General features: G+C 40.5%; 17 protein-coding genes. 8 read left to right on the forward strand and 9 right to left on the reverse strand.

The window, feature by feature from the left end:
• The first annotated feature begins 7 nt into the window (after window positions 1-7).
• From ABXG83_RS11640 to ABXG83_RS11655, 4 genes are all read left to right on the forward strand, one after another.
• Entirely contained in the window at window positions 8-1,471 is a 1,464-nt protein-coding gene (locus ABXG83_RS11640; RefSeq protein WP_353549040.1) for a RagB/SusD family nutrient uptake outer membrane protein, read from the forward strand.
• An 18-nt stretch (window positions 1,472-1,489) separates the two neighbouring features.
• The gene (locus tag ABXG83_RS11645; RefSeq protein WP_353549041.1) at window positions 1,490-1,648 is read left to right on the forward strand and encodes a RagB/SusD family nutrient uptake outer membrane protein; all 159 of its coding nucleotides are present in this window, start codon (window positions 1,490-1,492) and stop codon (window positions 1,646-1,648) included.
• 339 nt (window positions 1,649-1,987) lie between these two features.
• The gene (locus ABXG83_RS11650; RefSeq protein WP_353549042.1) at window positions 1,988-5,074 is read left to right on the forward strand and encodes a SusC/RagA family TonB-linked outer membrane protein; all 3,087 of its coding nucleotides are present in this window, start codon (window positions 1,988-1,990) and stop codon (window positions 5,072-5,074) included.
• Window positions 5,075-5,121: 47 nt separating this feature from the next.
• Window positions 5,122-6,561 (forward strand): RagB/SusD family nutrient uptake outer membrane protein, encoded by a 1,440-nt coding sequence (locus ABXG83_RS11655; RefSeq protein WP_353549043.1) that lies wholly within the window; start codon window positions 5,122-5,124, stop codon window positions 6,559-6,561.
• 212 nt (window positions 6,562-6,773) lie between these two features.
• On the opposite strand, the gene ABXG83_RS11660 is transcribed toward ABXG83_RS11655, so the two are convergent.
• From ABXG83_RS11660 to alaS, 5 genes are all read right to left on the reverse strand, one after another.
• A complete protein-coding gene (locus ABXG83_RS11660; protein WP_353549044.1) occupies window positions 6,774-7,892 on the reverse strand; it encodes a TlpA disulfide reductase family protein in 1,119 nt (372 codons plus the stop codon).
• A 10-nt stretch (window positions 7,893-7,902) separates the two neighbouring features.
• Window positions 7,903-9,348 carry an Asp-tRNA(Asn)/Glu-tRNA(Gln) amidotransferase subunit GatB gene (gatB, locus tag ABXG83_RS11665; RefSeq protein WP_353549045.1) on the reverse strand — a complete coding sequence of 482 codons (1,446 nt, stop codon included), beginning with the start codon at window positions 9,346-9,348 and terminating at the stop codon, window positions 7,903-7,905.
• A gap of 62 nt (window positions 9,349-9,410) precedes the next feature.
• Window positions 9,411-10,391 carry a DUF1028 domain-containing protein gene (locus ABXG83_RS11670; protein WP_353549046.1) on the reverse strand — a complete coding sequence of 327 codons (981 nt, stop codon included), beginning with the start codon at window positions 10,389-10,391 and terminating at the stop codon, window positions 9,411-9,413.
• 115 nt (window positions 10,392-10,506) lie between these two features.
• Window positions 10,507-11,448 carry a PDZ domain-containing protein gene (locus tag ABXG83_RS11675; RefSeq protein ID WP_353549047.1) on the reverse strand — a complete coding sequence of 314 codons (942 nt, stop codon included), beginning with the start codon at window positions 11,446-11,448 and terminating at the stop codon, window positions 10,507-10,509.
• 171 nt (window positions 11,449-11,619) lie between these two features.
• Window positions 11,620-14,241, reverse strand: a complete 2,622-nt coding sequence (gene alaS / locus ABXG83_RS11680; RefSeq protein ID WP_353549048.1) for an alanine--tRNA ligase — start codon at window positions 14,239-14,241, stop codon at window positions 11,620-11,622.
• Between the two features lie 187 nt (window positions 14,242-14,428).
• Between alaS and ABXG83_RS11685 the strand changes: the two genes are divergently transcribed.
• The 3 genes from ABXG83_RS11685 (at window position 14,429) to ABXG83_RS11695 (ending at window position 16,200) form a co-directional block, all read left to right on the forward strand.
• On the forward strand, window positions 14,429-15,400 hold the full coding sequence (locus ABXG83_RS11685) for a peptidoglycan DD-metalloendopeptidase family protein (protein WP_353549049.1): 972 nt from the start codon (window positions 14,429-14,431) through the stop codon (window positions 15,398-15,400).
• 79 nt (window positions 15,401-15,479) lie between these two features.
• Window positions 15,480-15,710, forward strand: a complete 231-nt coding sequence (locus ABXG83_RS11690; protein ID WP_353549050.1) for a hypothetical protein — start codon at window positions 15,480-15,482, stop codon at window positions 15,708-15,710.
• An 88-nt stretch (window positions 15,711-15,798) separates the two neighbouring features.
• On the forward strand, window positions 15,799-16,200 hold the full coding sequence (locus ABXG83_RS11695; RefSeq protein ID WP_353549051.1) for a hypothetical protein: 402 nt from the start codon (window positions 15,799-15,801) through the stop codon (window positions 16,198-16,200).
• Here the strand turns inward: ABXG83_RS11695 and ABXG83_RS11700 are convergent.
• Genes ABXG83_RS11700 through mnmD form a run of 3 tightly spaced genes read right to left on the reverse strand, consistent with a single transcriptional unit; the run spans window position 16,197 to window position 18,283 of the window.
• Complete coding sequence (locus ABXG83_RS11700; protein WP_353549052.1) at window positions 16,197-17,114, reverse strand: prohibitin family protein; 918 nt, start codon at window positions 17,112-17,114, stop codon at window positions 16,197-16,199. The genes ABXG83_RS11695 and ABXG83_RS11700 overlap by 4 nt on opposite strands.
• A 48-nt stretch (window positions 17,115-17,162) precedes the next feature.
• Entirely contained in the window at window positions 17,163-17,585 is a 423-nt protein-coding gene (locus tag ABXG83_RS11705; protein ID WP_353549053.1) for a nuclear transport factor 2 family protein, read from the reverse strand.
• A 29-nt stretch (window positions 17,586-17,614) separates the two neighbouring features.
• Complete coding sequence (gene mnmD, locus ABXG83_RS11710; protein ID WP_353549054.1) at window positions 17,615-18,283, reverse strand: tRNA (5-methylaminomethyl-2-thiouridine)(34)-methyltransferase MnmD; 669 nt, start codon at window positions 18,281-18,283, stop codon at window positions 17,615-17,617.
• Between the two features lie 106 nt (window positions 18,284-18,389).
• Here mnmD and ABXG83_RS11715 point away from each other — a divergent pair, with 106 nt between their 5' ends.
• Window positions 18,390-18,989, forward strand: a complete 600-nt coding sequence (locus tag ABXG83_RS11715) for a DNA-3-methyladenine glycosylase 2 family protein (protein ID WP_353549055.1) — start codon at window positions 18,390-18,392, stop codon at window positions 18,987-18,989.
• A gap of 66 nt (window positions 18,990-19,055) precedes the next feature.
• Here the strand turns inward: ABXG83_RS11715 and ABXG83_RS11720 are convergent, their stop codons facing one another.
• Window positions 19,056-21,638, reverse strand: a complete 2,583-nt coding sequence (locus ABXG83_RS11720) for a phosphoenolpyruvate carboxylase (protein ID WP_353549056.1) — start codon at window positions 21,636-21,638, stop codon at window positions 19,056-19,058.
• Between the last annotated feature and the right edge of the window lie 158 nt (window positions 21,639-21,796).

The raw sequence follows: 21,796 nt of genomic DNA on the forward strand, positions 1-21,796 counted from the left end.
GCAGAAAATGAAAAAGAAAATATTATATGTAATCATGGCCGCAGCGGTGGTTCAATTGACCTCCTGCGCCAAGGATAAATTCATCAGTCCTGTACCAACGAATGCGATCTCAGACTTGACTGCTTTTGACAGTAAAGACCGAGTAGAAGGTCAGGTACGTGCTATTTATGCCTCTATTAAGAATGCCGGTATGTACGGCGGTCGTTATCAGATCTTCAATGATATCAGAGGTGAAGAATTCATGAACGATCGTACCAACGTTGTTACCGGTTTTGATGTTTGGAACTATACGCCTAGTAATAGTTCTACCAACAGTGTACTCAACCATTGGTCTCGTGCATACTATGTGATCAATTTGGCGAATGTATTCATTGATGGTATGGCTGCAAAAGGAACCGCAGTCGTAGGTGCTAGTTTGTCGAACAATTATTTAGGTGAAGCTCGTTTACTGAGAGCTTTGAGTTATTATTCACTGCTTCAGTTGTATGCTCGTCCATTTTGGGATGGCAACGGAAGTAAACCGGGTGTGCCTTTACGTTTGACAGGTAATACAGGTTCTGGTGATTATGCATTGGCGCGCGCTACTGTTGCCGAAGTATACAATCAGATCTTAACTGATCTGAACTTTGCTGAGCAGAACCTGCCATTAACCAATGCGAATGCTACACTGAATACCACTCGTGCACACAGAAATACTGCTATTGCCTTAAAGACAAGAGTATTATTGAGCATGCGTCGTTATGCAGATGTGATCACTGAAGCCAATAAAATTGTGAGCGCAACTGCTCCATTCGTTGCTTCATCTGGTGTTGCACATGCATTGCAAGCAGACTACAGAACAATGTTTACTACAAACTACTTCACAACTGAATCTATTTTGTCAATGCCGTTTGCTTCTAATGAGCAACCTGGTACACAAAATCAGTTGGGTTATTATTATGGTCCTTCTGCTTTCAACGGTGGTAATGGTGAATACTCTTTATTGCCTTCAGGAATCATCGGTGATGCCGGATGGTTACCTACTGACAGAAGAAGAAGTTTTGTACAAGTATTTAGTGGTAAGAGCTACTTAACTAAATACAGCGTTCCATCTACTTTCATTGATCCTGCTCCGGTAATCCGTTATGCAGAAGTATTGTTGAATTTAGCTGAAGCGCGTGTTCGTTCTACCAATACAGTAGATGCACAAGCAATTGCATTGTTAAATGCAGTTCGTGGGCGTTCAGATGCAACCACTATTTTCACTGCGCTTAATTTTGCTAATGCAGATGCGTTAGCCAATGCGATCGTAAATGAAAGACGTATTGAGTTCCTCGGAGAAGGATTAAGAGGAACAGATCTTACCAGATTGGGACTGCCATTGCCTGCAAAACCAGGTGTAGGAGCAATCGCCCCAACTGCACAGCAGTATATCTGGCCTATTTCTTCTACTGAATTGTTATTGAATCCGCTTTGCGTAGACAATAACTAATAAGGATAGATTTTAAACATGGAAAGCCGGTCTGAAAAGACCGGCTTTTTTTGCAGCTATTCACAATATGCTGCACCAACATTGCCAGCAGGAAACTTCCGTTTCTTGTTGCCGATCCCTAATACTGAGATCCAGGCTAACCCGTTGATTCAGCAGAATCCTGGTTACACTAACTAATCAATACACGCATAAATAGTCCAAGGGATGGCTGAAAAGCCATCCCTTTTTTAATTAAGATGTAAATTTTACACACTTATTCAGACCATCTTTATACCGTCAAATTCCCATTGGTCACCGAAAAATTAGAATAACAAACGAGCGCTCATTACATAATTTTAATTCTAATCTTTATCATTTATAATTAATAATCAATAATTAACAAATTAGTAATTTATATATTTTTTAATTTTCAATGTACAAAACGCAGCATTTTATGTTCAATTGATGTCAATAGTGTGCATTTATGTTTTCTTTAACTTAAATTGCGTCTCGCATTTTTACTTTAAAAACTGAAATATGAGAAAATTCGTCACAGTTGTTCTGTGTGCATTGCTCAGCATTGCGCAGGTTTGGGCTCAAAACCGAACCATCACAGGTAAAGTAACAGACCAGAAAACAGGGCAAGCCCTAGTTGGTGTTACAGTATCTGCCAGCGGCACGAATGCTCTTACTGATGAGTCGGGTAATTACCGCATCAGTGTAGGGTCTGCTGCTAAGTCAATCACCTTTATGTTTGTAGGTTATGACCGCATCGAGTTACCGATCAGAGGTAATGTGGTGAATGCTACACTGAATCCTGAGACCAAGTCTCTGGAAGAAGTGGTAGTAACAGGTTATAGCCGCGAAAGAAAAACACAGTTTGCGGGAGCTGCTACATTGATTAGTGGTAAAGCAGTAGAGACTGTGCCAGTTGGATCTTTTGATCAGGCATTACAAGGTCGTGCACCGGGTATGCTGGTTAACTCGGGTACTGGTCAGCCAGGTTCAAGCCCAAGCATCAGAATCCGTGGTACACAATCTATTCAGGGTGCCGGCGCTCAGCCACTGTATATCATCGATGGAGTTCCTACTCCTGATGGTGATTTCCAGACCTTGAACCCTAACGATTTTGAATCGATCACAGTATTGAAAGATGCGAGTGCAGCAGCATTGTATGGTGCTCGTGGTGGTACTGGTGTGATCGTTATTACCACTAAGCGTGGTAAAGCAGGTGTAACGAACTTCCAGTATCGTACACAAGTAGGTTTTACACAGCGTCCGAATTTCGATCGTATGAATCTGATGAACACCCGTGAAATGCTTGCTTATGAAGAGCGTGAGAAGATCGGTGGTACACCAGGTTGGGTATACTCTCCATTGAACCCTGCGATCCCTGCAGGTATGACTGCGGCTCGTAAGCAGCAGGTATTGGATAGTATTGCAGCGATCGATATCGACTATGCAAATATTTTCTATCGTCAGGGTTTAACTCAATCACATGAGTTGAACATGTCTGGTGGTAATGAGAAAACTCGTTTCTACCTGTCTGGTTCTTATTTTGATCAGGAAGGTATTGACCTTGGATCAAGTCTGAAGCGTTACACTACTCGTTTCAATATTGATCATACTGCTGATAAATTAACTGTTGGATTGAATGCTACAGTTGGTTTCTCTAAAACTAAATTCTCTGAAGGTGAGCAGTTGGGTAACAGCCCACTGAACCCATTCCAGATGACATACCGTGCTAAGACTTATGAGAATCCATACAATGCGGATGGATCGCTTCGTTTTGGTGCAAGTACTTCATTGGCATTGCGTCAGGTTGCGAACTTGTTAGAGCGTATCCAGAATGCAAATCTGACCCTGAATCAGGTGAAGATCAATGCTGGTCTGAAATTAGGATACAAGATCCTGCCTTCTCTTTCTTTGAACAATACTTTCGGTATTGACGTAGGAAGTGATCAAACATCACGTTTCATCAATCCTAACTCATTTGTGGGTTCTAACCAGCAATTCCAGTCTGGTTTGGCTCAGGAAGGTTACAGAATGAGAACTCAGATCATCAACACCACCAGCTTGATCTTCAACAAGCGTTTTGCCGGTATTCATGAAGTAGAAGCAGGTGCTTATTTTGAAGCACTGCGTCAGTATAATAAAACACTTGGATTTACCTTGTTCAACTTAGATCCACGTTTGACAGAAACTGGTCAGGGTGCAGGTACATTACCAGTGGGTGTCGGACAAACTACTTACCCTCAGAATGCTTCTTCAGCGAAGAGTGGTTTTGGTATCCGTTCATTCTTTGGAACTTTACGTTACACGTATGACAACCGTTATACTTTAACTGCTAACGTTCGTCGTGATGGTACTTCAAGAATCGTGAATCCTGCAAACCGTGAGATCACCACTTGGTCTGCGGGTGTGATTTGGAATGCATTACAAGAGAAATTCCTAGCTGACCAGAAGATCTTCACTGATCTGAAAGTTCGTGCTAGTTATGGTATCGTTCCTAATATTGGTTCTATTCCTTCAGGTTCTTATGGTAACGGTGTATCATTCGGTGGTATTCCTAACTATCAGGGTCCTCAGCAGCCTGTATTCGGTGTAACCAACTATGCTGGTTCAACCATTACCGGTCAAGCTCCAACTAACCCAGGTAACCCAGAGTTGCGTATTGAGAAGATCAAAAAATGGAACTTTGGTGTTGATTTCGCTATGTGGCAGAACCGCGCTAAGTTCACAGTTGAATACTATATCAACCGCACAACAGACTTATTCGTAAACCAGCCATTGTCAGGAACTACCGGTTTCGGAAGCTTGAGTATCAATGCTGGTCAGATGAGCAACAAAGGATTCGAGTTCAGTGCAAGTGTTGATGTGATCAAGCAGAAAGATTTCAATTTGAACATCTCTGCTAACCACTCTATCAACAGAAACAACATTGATGATTTAGGTCTGGTGAACGAATACTTCCTTGGAACATTCGTGATCCGTAAAGGCTTACCATATGGTTCTCACTTTACTTACAACTACTTAGGAGCAGATCCTGCAACTGGTCGTCCTGTATATGAGACACAAGATGGTAAAACAACAAACAACATTGCACAAGCAGGTCGTTTCGCTAAGTTTGGTAACTTCTTACCGGTACACCAGGGTGGTACTACCTTAGAAGTTCGTTATAAGGCGATCACTGTATCTGCACTCTTCTCTTATCAGTTTGATGTAGTACGTAGCAACAATACCCGTAACTGGATCACTCGTGGTACTCCAGGTTATCATGGTGCTGTACGTGCGTCACGTGAGTTGATCGATGGTCAGTGGCAGAAGCCGGGTGATGTAAAACCATTCCAGGCATCTATCTACGACAGAGACTTTACTTCAGCTGATTTGGAAGATGCTAAGTTCTTGCGTTTCCGTAACCTGAATATCTCTTATCAGATCCCTGCTATCAAATTGGGTAATGGTAACAACCTGATCCGTGGAGCAAGATTCTATATCCAGGGTCAGAACCTGGCTATCTGGAGTCCATGGAGAGGTTTGGATCCTGAAGATGATAACAATATCAGCTTGAACGAGTATCCTAACCCTAAAATGTTTGTGGTAGGTCTGGATATTAATTTCTAATCAAACAGTATTAATATTCGTATTTGAGAATTTCAAAAACAATCATGATGAAAAAAATAAAAATATTAATCCTCTCTTCTGCGCTGGTGACGTTGTTCTCTTGCCAGAAGTTGATAGAGATTAAAGAAACAGACTTTATCGGTGGAGATGTGGCCCTGAAGACTGTTCTGAACAATGAACAGGGATTGATCGGTGCATATGCAGCGATGAACGTAGAGATGGGCATTTTGCTGAACGCCGTTTTTGCTGATGAAGTAGTAACCGCAGATTTCTACAATGCAGCGACAGTGCATGAGTGGCAGTACAGTTCAACGGATATTTCTATCCGTGATAACTTTACAGCGTTCAACCTGTACTATCGTATCATTGACCGTGTAAACCGTGTATTGCAGGCATTACCTAATGCAACAGCAGCGAATGCAACACAGGAAGCACTTCGTTCACGTATTCGTGGAGAAGCATTGTTCCTGCGTGCGTTCTGCCACTTCGAACTGTATCGTTACTACAGCAACAGTGCAGTAGGAACAGATCTGGCGATGGCATACATGGAGACTCCATCATTGCAGCCACAGGCACGTATCACAGTAGCGCCATACTTCCAGAAGTTGAAGGCAGACTTAGCAGCAGCTAAGCCATTGTTGCCTGTTCATTCTGCGACAAGCGATATCTATCGTGCAACTAATCTGGCTGCTTCAGCATTACAAGCACGTGTTGCATTGTATTTGAGAGAGTGGAATGATGCAGTTACTTTCAGTACTGAATACATCAATGCAATTCCTCTGGCATCACGTACAGATTTCCCTGGAATCTGGACAGATGCGAACAGAGCAGAGCAGACTTTCAAATTGAGCCGTACAGCATCATTGGGTGGTCGTATCGGATCATTGTTCCGTGGTACTTCTGCTAATGCGTCAAACATTGGTACTGTTACTTGGACAGTATCACAGAAGTTGTGGGATTCATATGATCAGGCGAATGATGTACGTTTCACATCATACTACAAGAACGAGCCATTGCTGGCTGGTGGATCACGTAAGTACACACGTTTGATCAAGAAGTATGAAGGAACTACCTATGGTACACCTAACGAGAACGTAGCAGATGCAAAAGTGTTCCGTACCGGTGAAATGTATCTGATCCGTGCTGAAGCACGTGCAGAGAACAATGATCTGGTAGGAGCTGCTGCAGACTTAAATGCTCTGCGTGCTGCACGTATCAATGGTTATACTCCTGTGATCCTGGCTTCTAAAGATGCCGCTATTACAGCGATCGTAGAAGAGCGTTTCAAAGAGTTACCATATGAAGGTCATCGTTTCTGGGATCTGAAGCGTAGAAACCTGCCTGTAACAAGACTTACAGCGGATCTGCCTAACCCGAATGCTGCACCAACATTGCCAGCAGGAAACTTCCGTTTCTTGTTACCGATCCCTAATACTGAGATCCAGGCTAACCCGTTGATTCAGCAGAATCCTGGTTACACTAACTAATCAATACATATTGATTGATATTAAAAGAGGTCAGCTCATTTGAGCTGACCTCTTTGTTTGTACCTAATTGAGATGTAGCAATTGCTTTATTGAACCTGTTGGATAAGGAGCGGATCTTTATGATGTTCTTATGATTTGATTCCTCTTTAGTGAGACGCAAATAAAAAAGGCCCATGAATTACATGGGCCTTTTTATTTGTATTCATTGTTGATTATTGAATGACTTCAGCCAACTTCTTTTCTAAAGCTTCTCCTCTTAAATCTGTTGCAATGATTTTACCGGTTGGATCTAATAACACATTAAATGGAATGCCTTCAATTTTATACATTGGAACTACAACGCTTTCCCAATATTTCAGGTCGCTGATGTGTTTCCATGTTAATTTGTCTTTTGCAATGGCTTCAAGCCAAGCTTCTTTATCCTGATCCAATGAAACACCTAATATGGTAAAGTTCTTATCCTTGAATTTATTGTAAGCTGCTACTACATTTGGATTTTCTTTTCTGCAAGGCATACACCAACTAGCCCAGAAATCAACCAATACATATTTACCTTTTAAACTACTCAACGAGAATATTTTGCCTTCTGTATCAAGCAAACTGATCTCTGGCGCTGGCTGGTTCAATAAACTGTTTGATGGCGCTGCTTGTGTACTTACGGCCATCAAGCTTTTGATCTTTGCCAATCCGCTATGCTCTTTGAATTTATTGGCAGATGCATCAGCCAATGCTTTCAGTTCTTCGGGTTGCATGGTTCTTGATCCCATTCCCATCGCATAATAACGGGCTGCAGGACTTTCAGATGCATTGACAAAATCGGTAATCAGTTTATTGATGTCTTTGAGCTGGATATCACGCTTGGCTCTTTCTACTGTAATTAAACTATCATTTCCTGTTTGTTGCAAGCTGTCTAATGCAGAGAAGGTCAAGTATAAAACCGAATCCTTCACGCGAAAGTCTTCAAAGAGTTTGTGTAGACTTTCACTGGCATCTGATCCCTCAACGGTATAAGCTCTGTAATTGTTGACATCTACATTAACGCGAATACTTTTGCCATCATTTACGAGTAATACATCAGGCCCATTCTCTATGACCAATCTGTACAATGATTCCTCAGTACCCACAGCTCTTAATTCAAAATTGCCGTTCTCCTTTAAAGTAGTTGAATCGAGAATTACCGGTTGTTCTCCACCATAAGGAAGTTCCTGTAAAAAAATTTTCTTTGATGGCGCATTTGTGATCTTACCGCTAACGGTAAATGCACCATATTTTTTCTCCTGACAGCTGCTCAATAATGCAACAGCAGCTGCGATGTATACCAATGGTTTCATGTATCTGTTTTTATTGATTGAGTTTTTGTTCAAGTAATGCTGTTACTATTTTAGGATCTGCTTGCCCCTTGCTTTTCTTCTTTACTTCGCCCACAAATAAACCAATTAATCCCTTTTTACCCTTTTTGTATTCGCTTACTTTATCAGGCATTGCGGCGATCGCTTCATCTATCCATTTCTCCAACATATTGCCGTCGTTCACCATGATCAAATTCATATCAGTAGCTAATTGTAGTGGATCAACCTCTTTCTCTAGCAATGCGGGTAATAGTCTTGAAGACGCAACAGAGAAACTAACCTTACCAGTTTGCACCAATTCTATTAAAGCCGAAAGAGAGGATGGCGATAACGGAAATGCAGTAAGTTCTTTTTGCTGTTCATTCAGATATTGTCTGATGGGGCCTAATATCCAGTTGGCAATGGCTTTGTATTGCTTTGTATGTTTTGCCACCGCTTCAAAATAATGGGCCGTAGAAAGGTCATCACAGAGTTGTGATGCATCATATTCATTCAATCCATAGGAGCTCATCAATCGTCCTTGCAATTCTGCGGGCAGTTCAGGCAATTGTTGTTTGATGTCAGCAATAAAAACATCGGTCAAATGAAAAGGGGAGAGGTCGGGATCGGGGAAATAGCGATAATCATTGGCTTCTTCTTTATCCCGAATAGCGAATGTGGTATCATTGGATGCATCAAAACTTCGGGTCTGCTGTTTGACCACATCTCCTTTCTCTAATAATTGAATGATTCGATCTATTTCAAACTCAATGGCTTTCTTCACATTCCGAATTGAGTTCAGGTTTTTCACTTCTACTTTGGTACCTAGTGTTGTGGTTCCTCTTAAGCGAACTGAAATATTTGCATCACAGCGTAAGCTGCCTTCTTCCATATTGCCATCACAGATACCCAACCATTGTACGAGTTTACGAATCTCAGTAACATAATGCCATGCTTCTTCAGCACTGTGCATATCAGGTTCAGTAACGATTTCAATGAGCGGTGTGCCGGCACGGTTCAGATCGATGCAGGTGTTATGCTCATTCAGATCATGGATGCTTTTGCCGGCATCTTCCTCCATATGAATCCTGTTCAGTTGTACATCCTTTCTTCCGCTGGAAGTATGAATGGTTACATAGCCCCCTTTACAAATTGGAGTGGTATGTTGTGATATCTGATATCCTTTTGGAAGATCTGGATAGAAGTAATTTTTTCTCGCGAAATAATTATCGCGTTCAATCTCACAATGACAAGCCAGTCCCATTTTAATGGCATATTCTACAGCCTTCTTATTGGTCTTTGGAAGTGTTCCCGGATGCCCGAGTGTGATCGGACTCACTTGTGTATTTGGAGCTGCACCAAATTGAGTGCTGTCTCCACAAAACAACTTGCTTTTCGTGGAGAGTTGTGCATGGACTTCTAATCCAATTACCGGTTCGTATTTTTCCAAAAGCGACATGAGCAGCAAAAATACTGCTCATTGTTCAGCTAATGGTGCTTTATGCGGGTTTTATGAGATAATTATAAGGAAAGGATTCGTTGGAGATCTTTTTCTGAAACGGTCAGTAAATTCACCGCAGGTAATCTTCTGGTCAGTTCTTTCCAGTTTTTATCCTGATCATAGATCTTCTTTAACATGGGAATCGCTTTCTCCACTTCCTTGTTATTGGCCAATGTGATGGCAGTCCAGAATTGCATTTCCAGGTTATCCGGAAATAATTGCATCGCTGCTTTGTATTCAGCCATGGCTTTTGCCATATCATTTTTTTCTACTGCAAGATCACCATCATTCATGTGCTGATACGCAAGATGCACGGTATAAATACGTCGTAATTCCTTTAAGGGTTCTTTGGCATCATCAACCCTTATGTCAACTGTTTTATTATTCCATGATTCTGTAATTTTTCCCGGAACCACAATAACTGCTGCAGCTTGCATGCCCCGAATATCACCTCCGGCCTTTTGAGCGGCTTCCAATGCCAGTAATACTCTTTCTGCAAGAGGCTTTCCTTTACTCTTCTCAAATGCTTCAGACATATATTCATCTACCTGATCACCCAACATCATATTACTTTGTACACTGTAATTGCTGCCTTTGATATGACTGGCTACCTGGATACATTTCTTGCCGGTATGTGTTGCCACATTTCCTTTGGCATCAATGATCGACACTTGTCTTACATCTCTGCCCGGATCATCCGCTATTAGTTTATCCAATACCTGCTGTGCCGATAATCCGGTTTTCAATAATGCCAATGCCTTTGGACCATAAGATTTATCTACAAAAGATTGTGTAGCCACTGCACCTACACCTGCTTCAGCCCATGGCACAGATGTACCTACACTAAACCAATGACTTTGAACACCTACGGCCATTTCACCTGTTTGTTCATCTCTTGCAACAATAGAGTAAGTATGCACGAGCGGTTCTTTAACCCGATAGACCTGAGCAAAATTTTGAATGCTGAGAAAGAGAAAAGCGATCCCTGTAAGAATTCTCATATTTCGTTTTAGTTTAAATGTACGAATAAAAAAACCGCGCCAACCCTTTGATAATCTGGGTGACGCGGTATAATGCACATGAGAAAACTTATAACAATATTCTAGAACGAATGGTTCAGAGATCCGCTGTTTTTAATTTTTTCGGGATTTTAATTTCCAGTGTCTGGCTTTTTCCGGATCGGATAATACCGGCTTTGATCAGGTCTCCCTCTTTCACATCTTTCAAAACGCTCTTTATTTCATCTACCGACTTTATTGCTTTGCCATTGATACTTGTGATCACATCGTTTTCCTGAATACCGGCCTTCTGAGCAGGTGTTTCATCTTCTACCTCAGTTACTTTTACCCCGTTGCTTTCTTCTGTATCCTGAATCTCGATCCCCAATCTGGGTTTGCGTGAAAAATTCCAATCGAGTTTATCCAACTCCCTCAGTTCTGGCATATTGAAATTAAAACCTCTCTCAAAAGGAACATCAAAGTTGAAATCAAGATCCATTTCCATGGTCTTACCAAGTACTGCGGTCACAGATTTCTGTTGACCATCTCGTAAATAAGTGATGGTCACTTTATCCTCCGGCTTATATTTTCGGATGGTTTCAAAAAGGTCTTCACTATCTGTAATGGTCTGATCATTTACTTTGGTGATGATGTCGTCTTTCTCAAGCCCCGCTTTAGAAGCAGCGCTCTCTTTTGTTACAGCAGTGATCTTTGCACCCTTTTCATTTTTTTCACTCATTACACCTAAAAAAGCGCGTGGGGTTCCTTCCGGCTTCTTTATTCTGATCTCATCCAGATCAAAAAGTCTATCGCCGTTTCTTGGACTTCTAAGACGAATCGAAGGTGCAATTCTTAAATTCATATCTCTCAGTTTCTCTTTCTCTTCCGGAGACATGTCCTTCATATTTTTACCGTTGACGATGACATTGTCTCCGTCAACCACAATTGTGAGCTTAGTGCTTTTGTCTTTACTGTCCTCTGATTTTTCTTTTCGATCGGTTTGTGCAGTAGCTGTTAAACTTACAGCCATCAAAGCGATTGTTATCCATTTGCGATACATAACCATAAAATTTTAGTGTACGAAATGTTTGGTAGTCAAATGTACAGTAAAAATTTATTTACGAAGACTTTCGGAAATGTTAAATAAGGTTAATACTTGGTGTATGGTTGATGGTCCATAGTCCATGGTAGAACATTGCTTTCCCATGGACTATGGACCATCGACTATACACTACAAAAGCAACGCTTTCACCTTATCCACCACCTGTACCAAATTGCTGGCGTCTTGTCCGCCAGCGGTTGCAAGTGTTTTTTGTCCGCCACCTCCCCCCTTGATGAGGCCGGCAATATGTTCTTTGATGATTTTTGGAGCTTCGAGTCCTTTTTCAGTGATGAGGTTTTCTGATACCATAACTGCTACATTGGCTTTTCCATCTGTATTTGCAGCCAATACTACCAGATAAGTAGTAAGATCATTTTTTAGATCGAAGCATAATTTCTTAAGTGCATCAGCGCTGCTGAGTTCTGTTACTGCACCTATAAAAGTGACGTTGCCGATTGATTCTGCCTTAGACAAGAGTTCTTGTTTGAGAACCTGAATCTGTTTGGCTTCCAGACTTTCTACTTTCTTTTTTAAGTCACTATTTTCTGCGAATAGATTCTCTACCGCTTTGATGATCTCTTTCGGATTTTTTAAAGCTTCTCGAACACTTGATAGTTGTTGTAATTGTTCGTTGATATATGCTTCAGCAGTTGCACCACTCAAAGCTTCAATACGTCTTACTCCCGCAGCTACTGCTGATTCAGATTTGATCTTAAATGTTCCCAATTCACCTGTTGCGCCAACATGTGTACCACCGCATAATTCAATAGAGTAGGCGGGGTCGATGATCACAACCCTAACAACATCGCCATATTTCTCTCCAAATAATGCCATAGCACCTAACTGAACTGCATCATCTTTCGCCATCTCTTTGATGACCACAGGAATATTTTCTCGGATCTTCTGATTTACGATCTTTTCAATTTGCGAGATCTCCTCATCCGTCACTTTTGCAAAATGTGAAAAGTCAAAACGCAACTGCGTATCATTGACCAAACTTCCTTTTTGCGCAACGTGATTTCCTAATACCTGTCTTAATGCCGCGTGTAATAAATGTGTGGCACTGTGATGGATGGCAGTAGATTGTCTTCTTGCCGGATCAACTTTTGCAACCACAGCAACATCGATCTTCGCAGGTAACTGTTCGCAGAAGTGAATGATAAGATTATTCTCTTTCTTGGTATCGATCACAGGGATCAACTCGCCACTAAAATCAAGTATACCCTGGTCACCTGTTTGTCCACCACTTTCTGCGTAGAAAGGTGTATTTTCCAATACAAGTTGATAAGCTTCCTTTCCTTTGGCTTTTACTTTTCTGTATCGTGTAACAATGGTATTGGTCTCTAAAGCATGGTATCCCACAAAACCATTGTTGGTTGTTTCTTTTAAAGTGATCCAGTCTTCGGTATCAACAGCTGTAGCAGCGCGACTTCTATCTTTCTGTTGTTGCATTTCTGCTTCAAATCCTTTTTCATCAACTGTGAGATCGTTTTCGGTAGCGATCAGTCGAGTGAGATCTAACGGAAAACCATAGGTATCAAATAACTCAAAAGCAGCTTTACCCTGTATAGTTTTATCTGATGCAGCATGAATGATATCATCAATTCTCTTTAAACCTTTATCAAGGGTACGAAGAAAAGCATCTTCTTCTTCCTTCACGACTTTACTAACAAAGTCCAGTTGCTGGTATAATTCCGGAAATACGGTTTCGAATTGCTGAGCGATCACTGGAACCAGTTGATACAATAATGGTTGCTTATAATCGAGATATGAATAATAATAACGAACCGCTCTTCTTAAAATTCTTCTGATCACATATCCGGCTCCGGTATTTGAAGGAAGTTGTCCATCAGCAATGGTAAACGAAATCGCACGGATATGATCTGCCAGTACACGGAATGCAATGGCTTCTTTGCTATCGCTGTAATCATATTTCTTCCCTGAGATCTTTTCTACAGCAGTGATGGTTCCGGTGAATACATCAGTATCATAATTACTTTGCTTCCCCTGAATCACACGTACAAGTCTTTCAAAACCCATTCCAGTATCAACATGTTTAGCGGGTAATGATTCTAGACTTCCATCTTTTAATCGATTGAATTGAATGAATACATTGTTCCATATTTCAATCACTTGAGGATGGTCGTTATTCACCAATGTTTTTCCATCCACAGCTTTTCTTTCTTCTGCTGTTCTACAATCCACATGAATTTCTGTACAAGGTCCGCAAGGCCCTGTATCACCCATTTCCCAAAAATTATCTTTTTTATTTCCCAATAATATCCTGTCTTCCGGTATCACTTTTTTCCATTCCAAAAATGCTTCTTCATCTTTTGGAATGCCTTCCTTATCATCGCCTTCAAATATGGTCACATACAAACGATCTTTATCTAGTTTATATACTTCGGTCAATAATTCCCAGCTCCAGGCAATGGCTTCTGATTTGAAGTAGTTGCCAAAACTCCAGTTGCCGAGCATTTCAAACATGGTATGATGATAGGTGTCCACCCCTACTTCTTCCAGATCATTATGCTTACCACTCACACGCAAACATTTTTGTGTATCAGCGATTCGTGGAGAAGCCGCTTTTTTATTACCCAGAAAATAATCCTTGAATTGATTCATCCCTGCATTGGTAAACAAAAGGGTAGGGTCATTTTTTACCACGATCGGTGCAGATGGCACGATCTGGTGTTCCTTGGAGGCAAAAAAATCCAGAAACTTCTTTCTGATCTCGGCGCTGGTCATCATCTGGGTATATATTTTAAAAACTGTATTTTAGTTGCTCAGAAGCTATCTTTGAGCGCTTTTTAAGGGCATCAAAGGTAAGGAATTGACCTTTCTTGGAAAGTGATAAGATTTCTAAGGATTTGCCTTCAACCAGAGCAAAAAATACCCAAAAAGAGCATTTTTGCCGTTTGGAGCGGCCCCCCAGGATATGAAGAAGATCAAATATTATTACAATACCCATACACTCCGGTATGAGAAGCTGGAGACCCCCCTTCGGGTGCGGTTATTGCAATTATTTGGTTTTATCGCTGCTTCCATTGTTACAGGCATGATCATTTTTGCTATCGCTTTTCGTTATATAGATTCCCCGAAAGAAAAACTCCTGCGTCAGCAGAATGAGGATCTCAAGCAGAATTATGGTGTATTGGAAGAGCGATTAAAGCAATTGACACTTCAAATGGATGAATTGGCCAATCGCGATAATGAAGTGTATCGTTCCATTTTCGAATCCAAGCCTATTCCGGATAGTGCCCGCATCCGTGAGATGGAAAAACGAAAAGAGATCCAATTGTTACAGGCCATGGGCTCTACTGAGTTGATCAAGAATATGACATCACAGTTGAATAACCTCGCACTGCGAATGGCGTATCAACAAAAATCATTTGATGAGATCACGCAGATGGTGAAGAATAAGGAAAAATTCCTTGCATCGATCCCTGCGATTCAACCCATTAGTAATAAAAACCTTACCCGTATTGCATCCGGCTTTGGCTATCGTATTGATCCTATTTATAAAGATAGAAGAGCACATCTAGGAATGGATTTTACAGCGCCACATGGTACACCTATTTATGCTACTGCAGATGGGGTGGTAACAGATGCAGGATTTAATACCGGCGGATTTGGAAACAGGGTCGTGATCAACCATGGAAATAGTTATGAGACCTTGTACGGACACATGTATCGTATCAAAGCAAGGATTGGGCAACGCGTGAAGAGGGGAGAAGTGATCGGCTATGTTGGAAATACCGGTAAGAGCTCGGGTCCGCACTGTCATTATGAGGTACATCGCTATGGTAATCCTGTGAATCCTATTTATTATTTCTATAATGACCTTACACCAGCGCAGTTTGACCGTTTATTGAAGATCGCTGCTGCCAGCAACCAGAGCATGGATTAATGAGTTTCTTTCCTGAAATAATGCGGATTTGAGAACAATCAGGGAACCGCGTTTGTATTTAGATTACAAAACCTTCATTTTGGAACCTGCTGTAAGAAAATATTTACTGAGGATTGTCAATACCCTATCATTAGGACTTCTTTGGCTGGCCTTGAATTCCACTTTTGGAATCATGTATGATTATGCGTTCATCCATGATACGATCAAATTAGGTAATATTCTTTTTTACTGCTTTTTTGTTGCGAGTCTTACCGCTTATCTCTGGTATATCATTCGTCTGTGGAGCAAACCTTTGAATTTCGAAGAGTAACTTTTATCGCATTGATTCGTAGTATAAAAATAGCGATGTAGTGTTTTACATCGCTATTTTCTTATATTCATCATTGAAACAGAACGGAATGCCCTTAAAAAAAATCTCCAAGCAGATCATGATCATCGGCACACTGGTGATCTGGACGATCAAATTTTTGGTCCGCCCTTTTCTACATATTGATCCTGCTTTTAAGCCACTGATCGGATTGGCGCCTAATTTGATCGGTTCTTTTTTACTTCCATTTGGCGCTTGTTGGTTTTTTCAGCGCTTTTTCAGACTCGAAAATGATCGAGATCTCAATATCACTTGCTGCTTTGGATTATTACTGGTAGTCATTAATGAATACCTGCAACTGATTCCTGTTTTTGGAAGAACATTCGACTATCTGGATATATTATCCTCTGTAATCGGAGTGTTCTTCGGACATCTTTCATTTCGCAGATTGATGGTCCGATATGCAGTGATTCCTCAAAAAACCACAACTTAATTTTTTTGATCTTTCGTATCCAGTATCACAGGTGTATTTCCTTTACCCATTACGATCACTTTTGAATTTGGTGATGTGACCAGTCCTTTCAACACCTGAATTTGTTCATACTGCAATTGCTTATCGGTCAATCCACTACTCATGATACGCTGATAATCCGCAATACCTTGTGCTTCAACACGTTTTCTTTCAGCCTCCTGCTTTTCTTTTTGTAATACGAACTCCATTTTCTGTGCTTCCTGTTCTGCTTTGATCTTCTCTTCAATAGATGTCTTTACGTTATTGGGAAGCGTAATGTTTCGCACCAATAATTGCTCAAGAATCAGCCCTCTTTTTTTGAAATCATCTTCAATGCTTTTGAATATCCTGTTTTGGAATTGATCTCTTTTATTGGAGTATAACTCAATAGCAGTAAAGTATACAGCATTGTCTCGAATCTTTGTTCTTGTAAGTGGTCGAACGATTTTATCTTTATAATCCAATCCGGTTTCTTTTACGATCCTCGGTGCTTCTTGCCCGATCACACGATATAATACTGTAAGATCAATGATCACTTCCAATCCATCGGCTGTTAATACGCGAATCGCATCATCTCCTGCCTGTTCTCCTTCATCATGAACACCACTCATGGTATAGTTCTGAGTTTTGATATCAACGGTTTTCACGTCTACCAATGGGTTCACCATATTTAAACCACTGGTAAGAATATCATCTGACACCTTACCGAATAAACTCTTCACACCAATTTGACCTGCATCAATTTGTTTGATACAGGAAGTAAGAAATCCAACGATGATAATGATCAATGCTAATATTCTAATACCTGTTGCAAGTTTACGCAACTCTTCTCTTTCTTGGTTTTTGAGGACGATACCTATAACAAGTGTGATCACCCCTAAAATAATCGCTATCATTTTTTATTGATTTTATTGTTAGTCGGAAGTCTGTATAAAATATTACACTTAACTGCTATGATCTGATATGATCACCCATTCACCTTTGATCTTTCTGAATATTAATGTGTAATGTCCGTTTAGATCCCCAATACTTCTTTTTAACATCCATTTGCCCAATACAAAATAGTACCCTTCACCCTGCGGCTTTACTTGCAGGATCTGAAACTGCAGTTTTCCCATTGCAGTGGTATCCGGGTAATTCTTCTTGTAATTATTCAATGTGGTTTGATAACCATATGTCACACCATTCTTCCCTATGAACATCAGGCTATCATTTTCCCAATAACCATGCATAAAGGATTGGATGTCTCCACGGTTCCAGTCTTGTGTCTGGCGGTTTAAAATGCTACGAATGATCTGCTCATCTTTATTTTGTGCATATGAGCTGATACACTGAAAAAGGAGTAGATAAAAAAATAGCTTTCTCATGCAGATAATTTTCAGAAAGCTACTGAAAATTACTGGTCTCTGAAAGCGCGTACCATTTCTCTTTTTCCCGGTGGTCCTTGTAATTTGGTGACCCTAAAACCTGCTGTTTGCATTGCTCTTCTCACAACACCTTTACTACAATAGGTGATCAGTATTCCTTCAGGTGCTAACATTTGGTATAACTTTTCAAAGACCTCAACAGTCCATAATTCGGGCTGAGCTGTAGGTGCAAATGCATCGTAATAGATAATGTCGAATTTTTTCTTTGTTGTAAAACTGTCTAGCGAGGTATTGTGTTTGTATAATTCAAAATTCGGATGAACAGGTACCGGAATATCCCATGATGCTTGGTGTATCTGTAAAAAAAGTGAGTCTTGTTGAAGAATGTGTCCATAGTTCAGTAAAGCTGCTTCTTCTGTAGTCAGCGGAAATGCTTCAATACTGTGATAGCGGATCTGTATATTTTTTTCTGTTGAAAAGCTTGCAGTGAGTAAAGCATTGAGTCCGGTGCCGAATCCCATTTCTAGAATATGGTATTCCGATCGGTTTTTTAGTTGATGCAAGTATGCAATGCCAGCATCAATGAACACATGACGACTTTCTTGCAAAGCCCCGTGTTTGCTGTGGTAGGTCACATTCATATCATGGACCTGAACCGTATGAGAGCCGTCAGCGGTCAGTTGCACTTGCCTATTCATAGAATTGAGTTATTGATGCGGATAATAGAATACTATCGTCTTAACCAAGTTGAAATTGTTTGCAAGGTAAGTTTTCGGGATGAATCTGATTGTCTAACTTGGTTGTATGGAATACCTGAAACACCTAAAGAAAGATCCGAAATTTGCAACCATTTTAGACGGCACTGTTCATGAACTCAAGCTGCATAAGAATATCCCTTTACGCTTAATGGCAAGTATCATGAGTCAACAATTGAGTACCAAAGTAGCCAAAGTCATCTTTCATAGATTCTTGGGATTGTATAATGGCAAGGAGCCTAAACCTGAGCAGGTATTGGATACACCATTTGAAACATTACGTGGCATCGGATTGAGCAATGCCAAAGTGAGTTATGTACAAAATGTTGCCAGATTCTGTATAGAGCATAAGATCACCGACAAAAAATTGCTACAGATGGATAATGAGGATATCATTGAAATGCTCACGAGTATCAAAGGTGTTGGTAAGTGGACGGTAGAGATGTTGCTTATGTTTACCCTGGGTCGCGAAGATGTTTTTGCAGTGGATGATCTGGGTATCCAACAGGCAATGTGTAAACTATATAAGATCAGTTCTACAGATAAAAAGAAAATGAAAACAAAGATGCTCAAGATATCTGCGGCATGGAGTCCTTATAGAACCTATGCCTGTCTCCATCTTTGGAATTGGAAAGACGGGGGACAGTAATGAATCATGAATCTCCAATGTCCAACTTCGAAATGGAAAATTCAATGTTGCTGATGGATCATTTCTCTAGGCTGAATTCCGGCCGGCATTAATGATTCCGAACATACTGCGTGTGATGAGTTTTTCATACACTTCTTTTTCCGGACCATCACTCACATGATTTCTGATTTGATATAGTGCATATTGTTGTATGGTGAGCAGCGGCAGTACAATTTTGTCGCGCATTTGGATAGATGCCCGCCCCGGTTGATCATCATCCATTAACTGAGCTGCTTCTGCCAATTCAAGAACCATATTACACGTAAGATTGAATTCATCTTTCACAAGTTTCCAAACCGTTCCGAATTCAGGATCTTCTTTAATGTATTGGGTTAATGGAAAAAAAGATTTGAGCATGCTCATCATGCTATTGTCGATTAAAGTGCGGAAGAATAATACATTTCTAAACATCGCTTTTACATCTTCCCACAATCCTTTTTCCTTCATGGTTTTCAATGCGGTGCCTACACCAAAAAAACCGGGTACATTTTGTTTCAGTTGACTCCAACTGCCAACAAATGGGATCGCACGTAGGTCTTCAAAACGTAAAGCACCTCCGGTACCTCGTTTAGCAGGCCTGCTTGCTATATTACTTTTACTATAATAGTTCAGGGGACTGAACTGTTGCAGGTACGCTAGAAATAATGGATGTGTTTTGAATTGTTGATACGTAGCATGGCTAATACTTCCCAGCTCCTCCATCAGGTAACGGTCATGTTGTGATAATTGAATTCTAGCATCTGCAAACAATTCATTACTGATACCGGCACTCATCAGCTGTTCGAGATTATACTGAGAAGACTGAATGGTTCCAAAGTTTGAAGTAATGGTTTGTCCTTGAATGGTGAGTTGGATCTCTTCATTTTCAATATTGGAGCCCATGGAAGCATAGAACTTATGTGTTTTACCTCCTCCACGTGAGGGTGGTCCGCCTCTGCCATCAAAAAATTTTGCCTTGATATTGTATTTTCTGGAAATAGCTGTCAGATTTTCTTTGGCAGTATAGATACTCCAGTTCGCTTGAAGATATCCGCCATCTTTAGTTCCATCACTAAAACCAAGCATGATGGTCTGCTGCATTTTTCTTCTCTTCAAGTGATCTGCATAAGTAGGTAATTGGTATAATTCGTCCATTGTCTTTTCCGCATGAGCGAGATCGTCAATGGTTTCAAAAAGAGGAACAATATCCACTTGCAGGTTATCTTCCTTCCAGCCACATAACCTGAATAATGCATACACTTCCATTACATTCAAACTACCCTGACAGTTACTGATCACATAACGGTTACAACCTGCTTCTCCATTGCGTTGCTGAATATTTTGAATAGCATAAATGCTTTCCAGTGTGTCTCTGGTGATCGAATCAAACCATGCGGGGTTCAATTCGCCCTTAAGGGAACAAAGTACCGAGATCTTTTCTGAGGGAGACATTGTTTGATAATGATCGGGCAATAATCCTTTACCCTCTGTTTTTACAAGGCTTTCATGAATTGTTTGAATCACCTGTGTATGGATACGACTATCCTGTCTGATATCGATCGTGGCGAAATGAGTTCCGAAAATTTTTACTTTATGGATCAGACTATTCAGTCTTTGTAAAAAAAGGGAATGATGTTTCTCTTTCACCAACTGTTGAATGGTCAGTAGTTTTTGAAGTAGCTGTGAAGCATGTACAGGCTCTGATTCTGTTGGGCGAAAAACATTTTCATACAAGATTGCTTCGAGTTCTTGAAGCAGTACGTCTACATCAGAGAAAGTCAGTCGTCTTTTTAGTTTTCGTATATCGCGGTAATAACAAACAATGATTGAGCTGCGTAATGCCTCGGCTACTTTGATCGTTGTTGATGCATTTACAAAAGGGTTACCATCACGATCACCTCCGGGCCAAAAGCCTAATTCGATAAAAGGATTCTCACCATCATAGGCATGATCGAAGATATCCCGTTCTATAAAATTGTAAATATTGCCGATGGAGTGGTATAAAATATTCTCGAGATACCACATCAGGTTTAATGCTTCATCATAAGGTGTCGGTTGCTTCTTGTTGAAAAATGGAGTGATCCCAAGCTGTTGGATATATTCATTGATGGTATGAAAGTCATTTTTGGCGATCGCTTCACTCATGTCATGAATGATCCCTAATACACTACCCGGATAAAACTGTGTTGGGTGTGCAGTTAAAACCACTCTCACCCTGAACTTCTTCAACTTATTTTTTAATGCCTGCGTTTTGCCTGCAAAGACCGCTTCATTGTATAAAGATTTTAAGCTGCCGGGGCCTTCTATATTATTCACGTTTGCAAAAGCAGCATCTTCGATGGCATCAAACAATACTACTTGTCGCTCGATGTATTGAACAAACTTGAATAAGCGGTCAATTTTCTCTTTTTCATCATGGACTTGTGTATGCTGATGAAAAAAATCATTGATGATCTGAACCGGATCCTTTCCAGACTTATAATCATCCTCACAGGTTTGCGAAAGAATCGGTAATAAAGCGCCTACATTGGCGATACCGGAAAAAGGTAAAGCCGCAAAAAGGCTGTTATAAATGGTATATTTATCCGTTACGTTACGCCTGAATTGTTGGATATAATGACGGGAAGACATACCCTAATATACATTTTTCTACTAAAAACTAACAGATTTCAGTTAATAAACTAATGATTTTTAGATGATTATGAAACAAATGTTAGTTAATGCGCGGATTAAACTTTCCTATAAAACAGTGGTCTAAAATCTAGGAGCGATTATATTAGCGAAAAAAG

Source organism: Sediminibacterium sp. KACHI17, assembly GCF_040362915.1.
GTDB lineage: Bacteria > Bacteroidota > Bacteroidia > Chitinophagales > Chitinophagaceae > Sediminibacterium.

What these genes read in the sequence shown, in the direction of transcription:
- ABXG83_RS11640 (WP_353549040.1), top strand. Translation starts at nt 8, where the DNA reads ATGAAAAAGAAAATATTATATGTAATCATGGCCGCAGCGGTGGTTCAA.
- ABXG83_RS11645 (WP_353549041.1), top strand. Translation starts at nt 1,490, where the DNA reads ATGGAAAGCCGGTCTGAAAAGACCGGCTTTTTTTGCAGCTATTCACAA.
- ABXG83_RS11650 (WP_353549042.1), top strand. Translation starts at nt 1,988, where the DNA reads ATGAGAAAATTCGTCACAGTTGTTCTGTGTGCATTGCTCAGCATTGCG.
- ABXG83_RS11655 (WP_353549043.1), top strand. Translation starts at nt 5,122, where the DNA reads ATGAAAAAAATAAAAATATTAATCCTCTCTTCTGCGCTGGTGACGTTG.
- ABXG83_RS11660 (WP_353549044.1), bottom strand. Translation starts at nt 7,892, where the DNA reads ATGAAACCATTGGTATACATCGCAGCTGCTGTTGCATTATTGAGCAGC.
- gatB (WP_353549045.1), bottom strand. Translation starts at nt 9,348, where the DNA reads ATGTCGCTTTTGGAAAAATACGAACCGGTAATTGGATTAGAAGTCCAT.
- ABXG83_RS11670 (WP_353549046.1), bottom strand. Translation starts at nt 10,391, where the DNA reads ATGAGAATTCTTACAGGGATCGCTTTTCTCTTTCTCAGCATTCAAAAT.
- ABXG83_RS11675 (WP_353549047.1), bottom strand. Translation starts at nt 11,448, where the DNA reads ATGTATCGCAAATGGATAACAATCGCTTTGATGGCTGTAAGTTTAACA.
- alaS (WP_353549048.1), bottom strand. Translation starts at nt 14,241, where the DNA reads ATGATGACCAGCGCCGAGATCAGAAAGAAGTTTCTGGATTTTTTTGCC.
- ABXG83_RS11685 (WP_353549049.1), top strand. Translation starts at nt 14,429, where the DNA reads ATGAAGAAGATCAAATATTATTACAATACCCATACACTCCGGTATGAG.
- ABXG83_RS11695 (WP_353549051.1), top strand. Translation starts at nt 15,799, where the DNA reads ATGCCCTTAAAAAAAATCTCCAAGCAGATCATGATCATCGGCACACTG.
- ABXG83_RS11700 (WP_353549052.1), bottom strand. Translation starts at nt 17,114, where the DNA reads ATGATAGCGATTATTTTAGGGGTGATCACACTTGTTATAGGTATCGTC.
- ABXG83_RS11705 (WP_353549053.1), bottom strand. Translation starts at nt 17,585, where the DNA reads ATGAGAAAGCTATTTTTTTATCTACTCCTTTTTCAGTGTATCAGCTCA.
- mnmD (WP_353549054.1), bottom strand. Translation starts at nt 18,283, where the DNA reads ATGAATAGGCAAGTGCAACTGACCGCTGACGGCTCTCATACGGTTCAG.
- ABXG83_RS11715 (WP_353549055.1), top strand. Translation starts at nt 18,390, where the DNA reads ATGGAATACCTGAAACACCTAAAGAAAGATCCGAAATTTGCAACCATT.
- ABXG83_RS11720 (WP_353549056.1), bottom strand. Translation starts at nt 21,638, where the DNA reads ATGTCTTCCCGTCATTATATCCAACAATTCAGGCGTAACGTAACGGAT.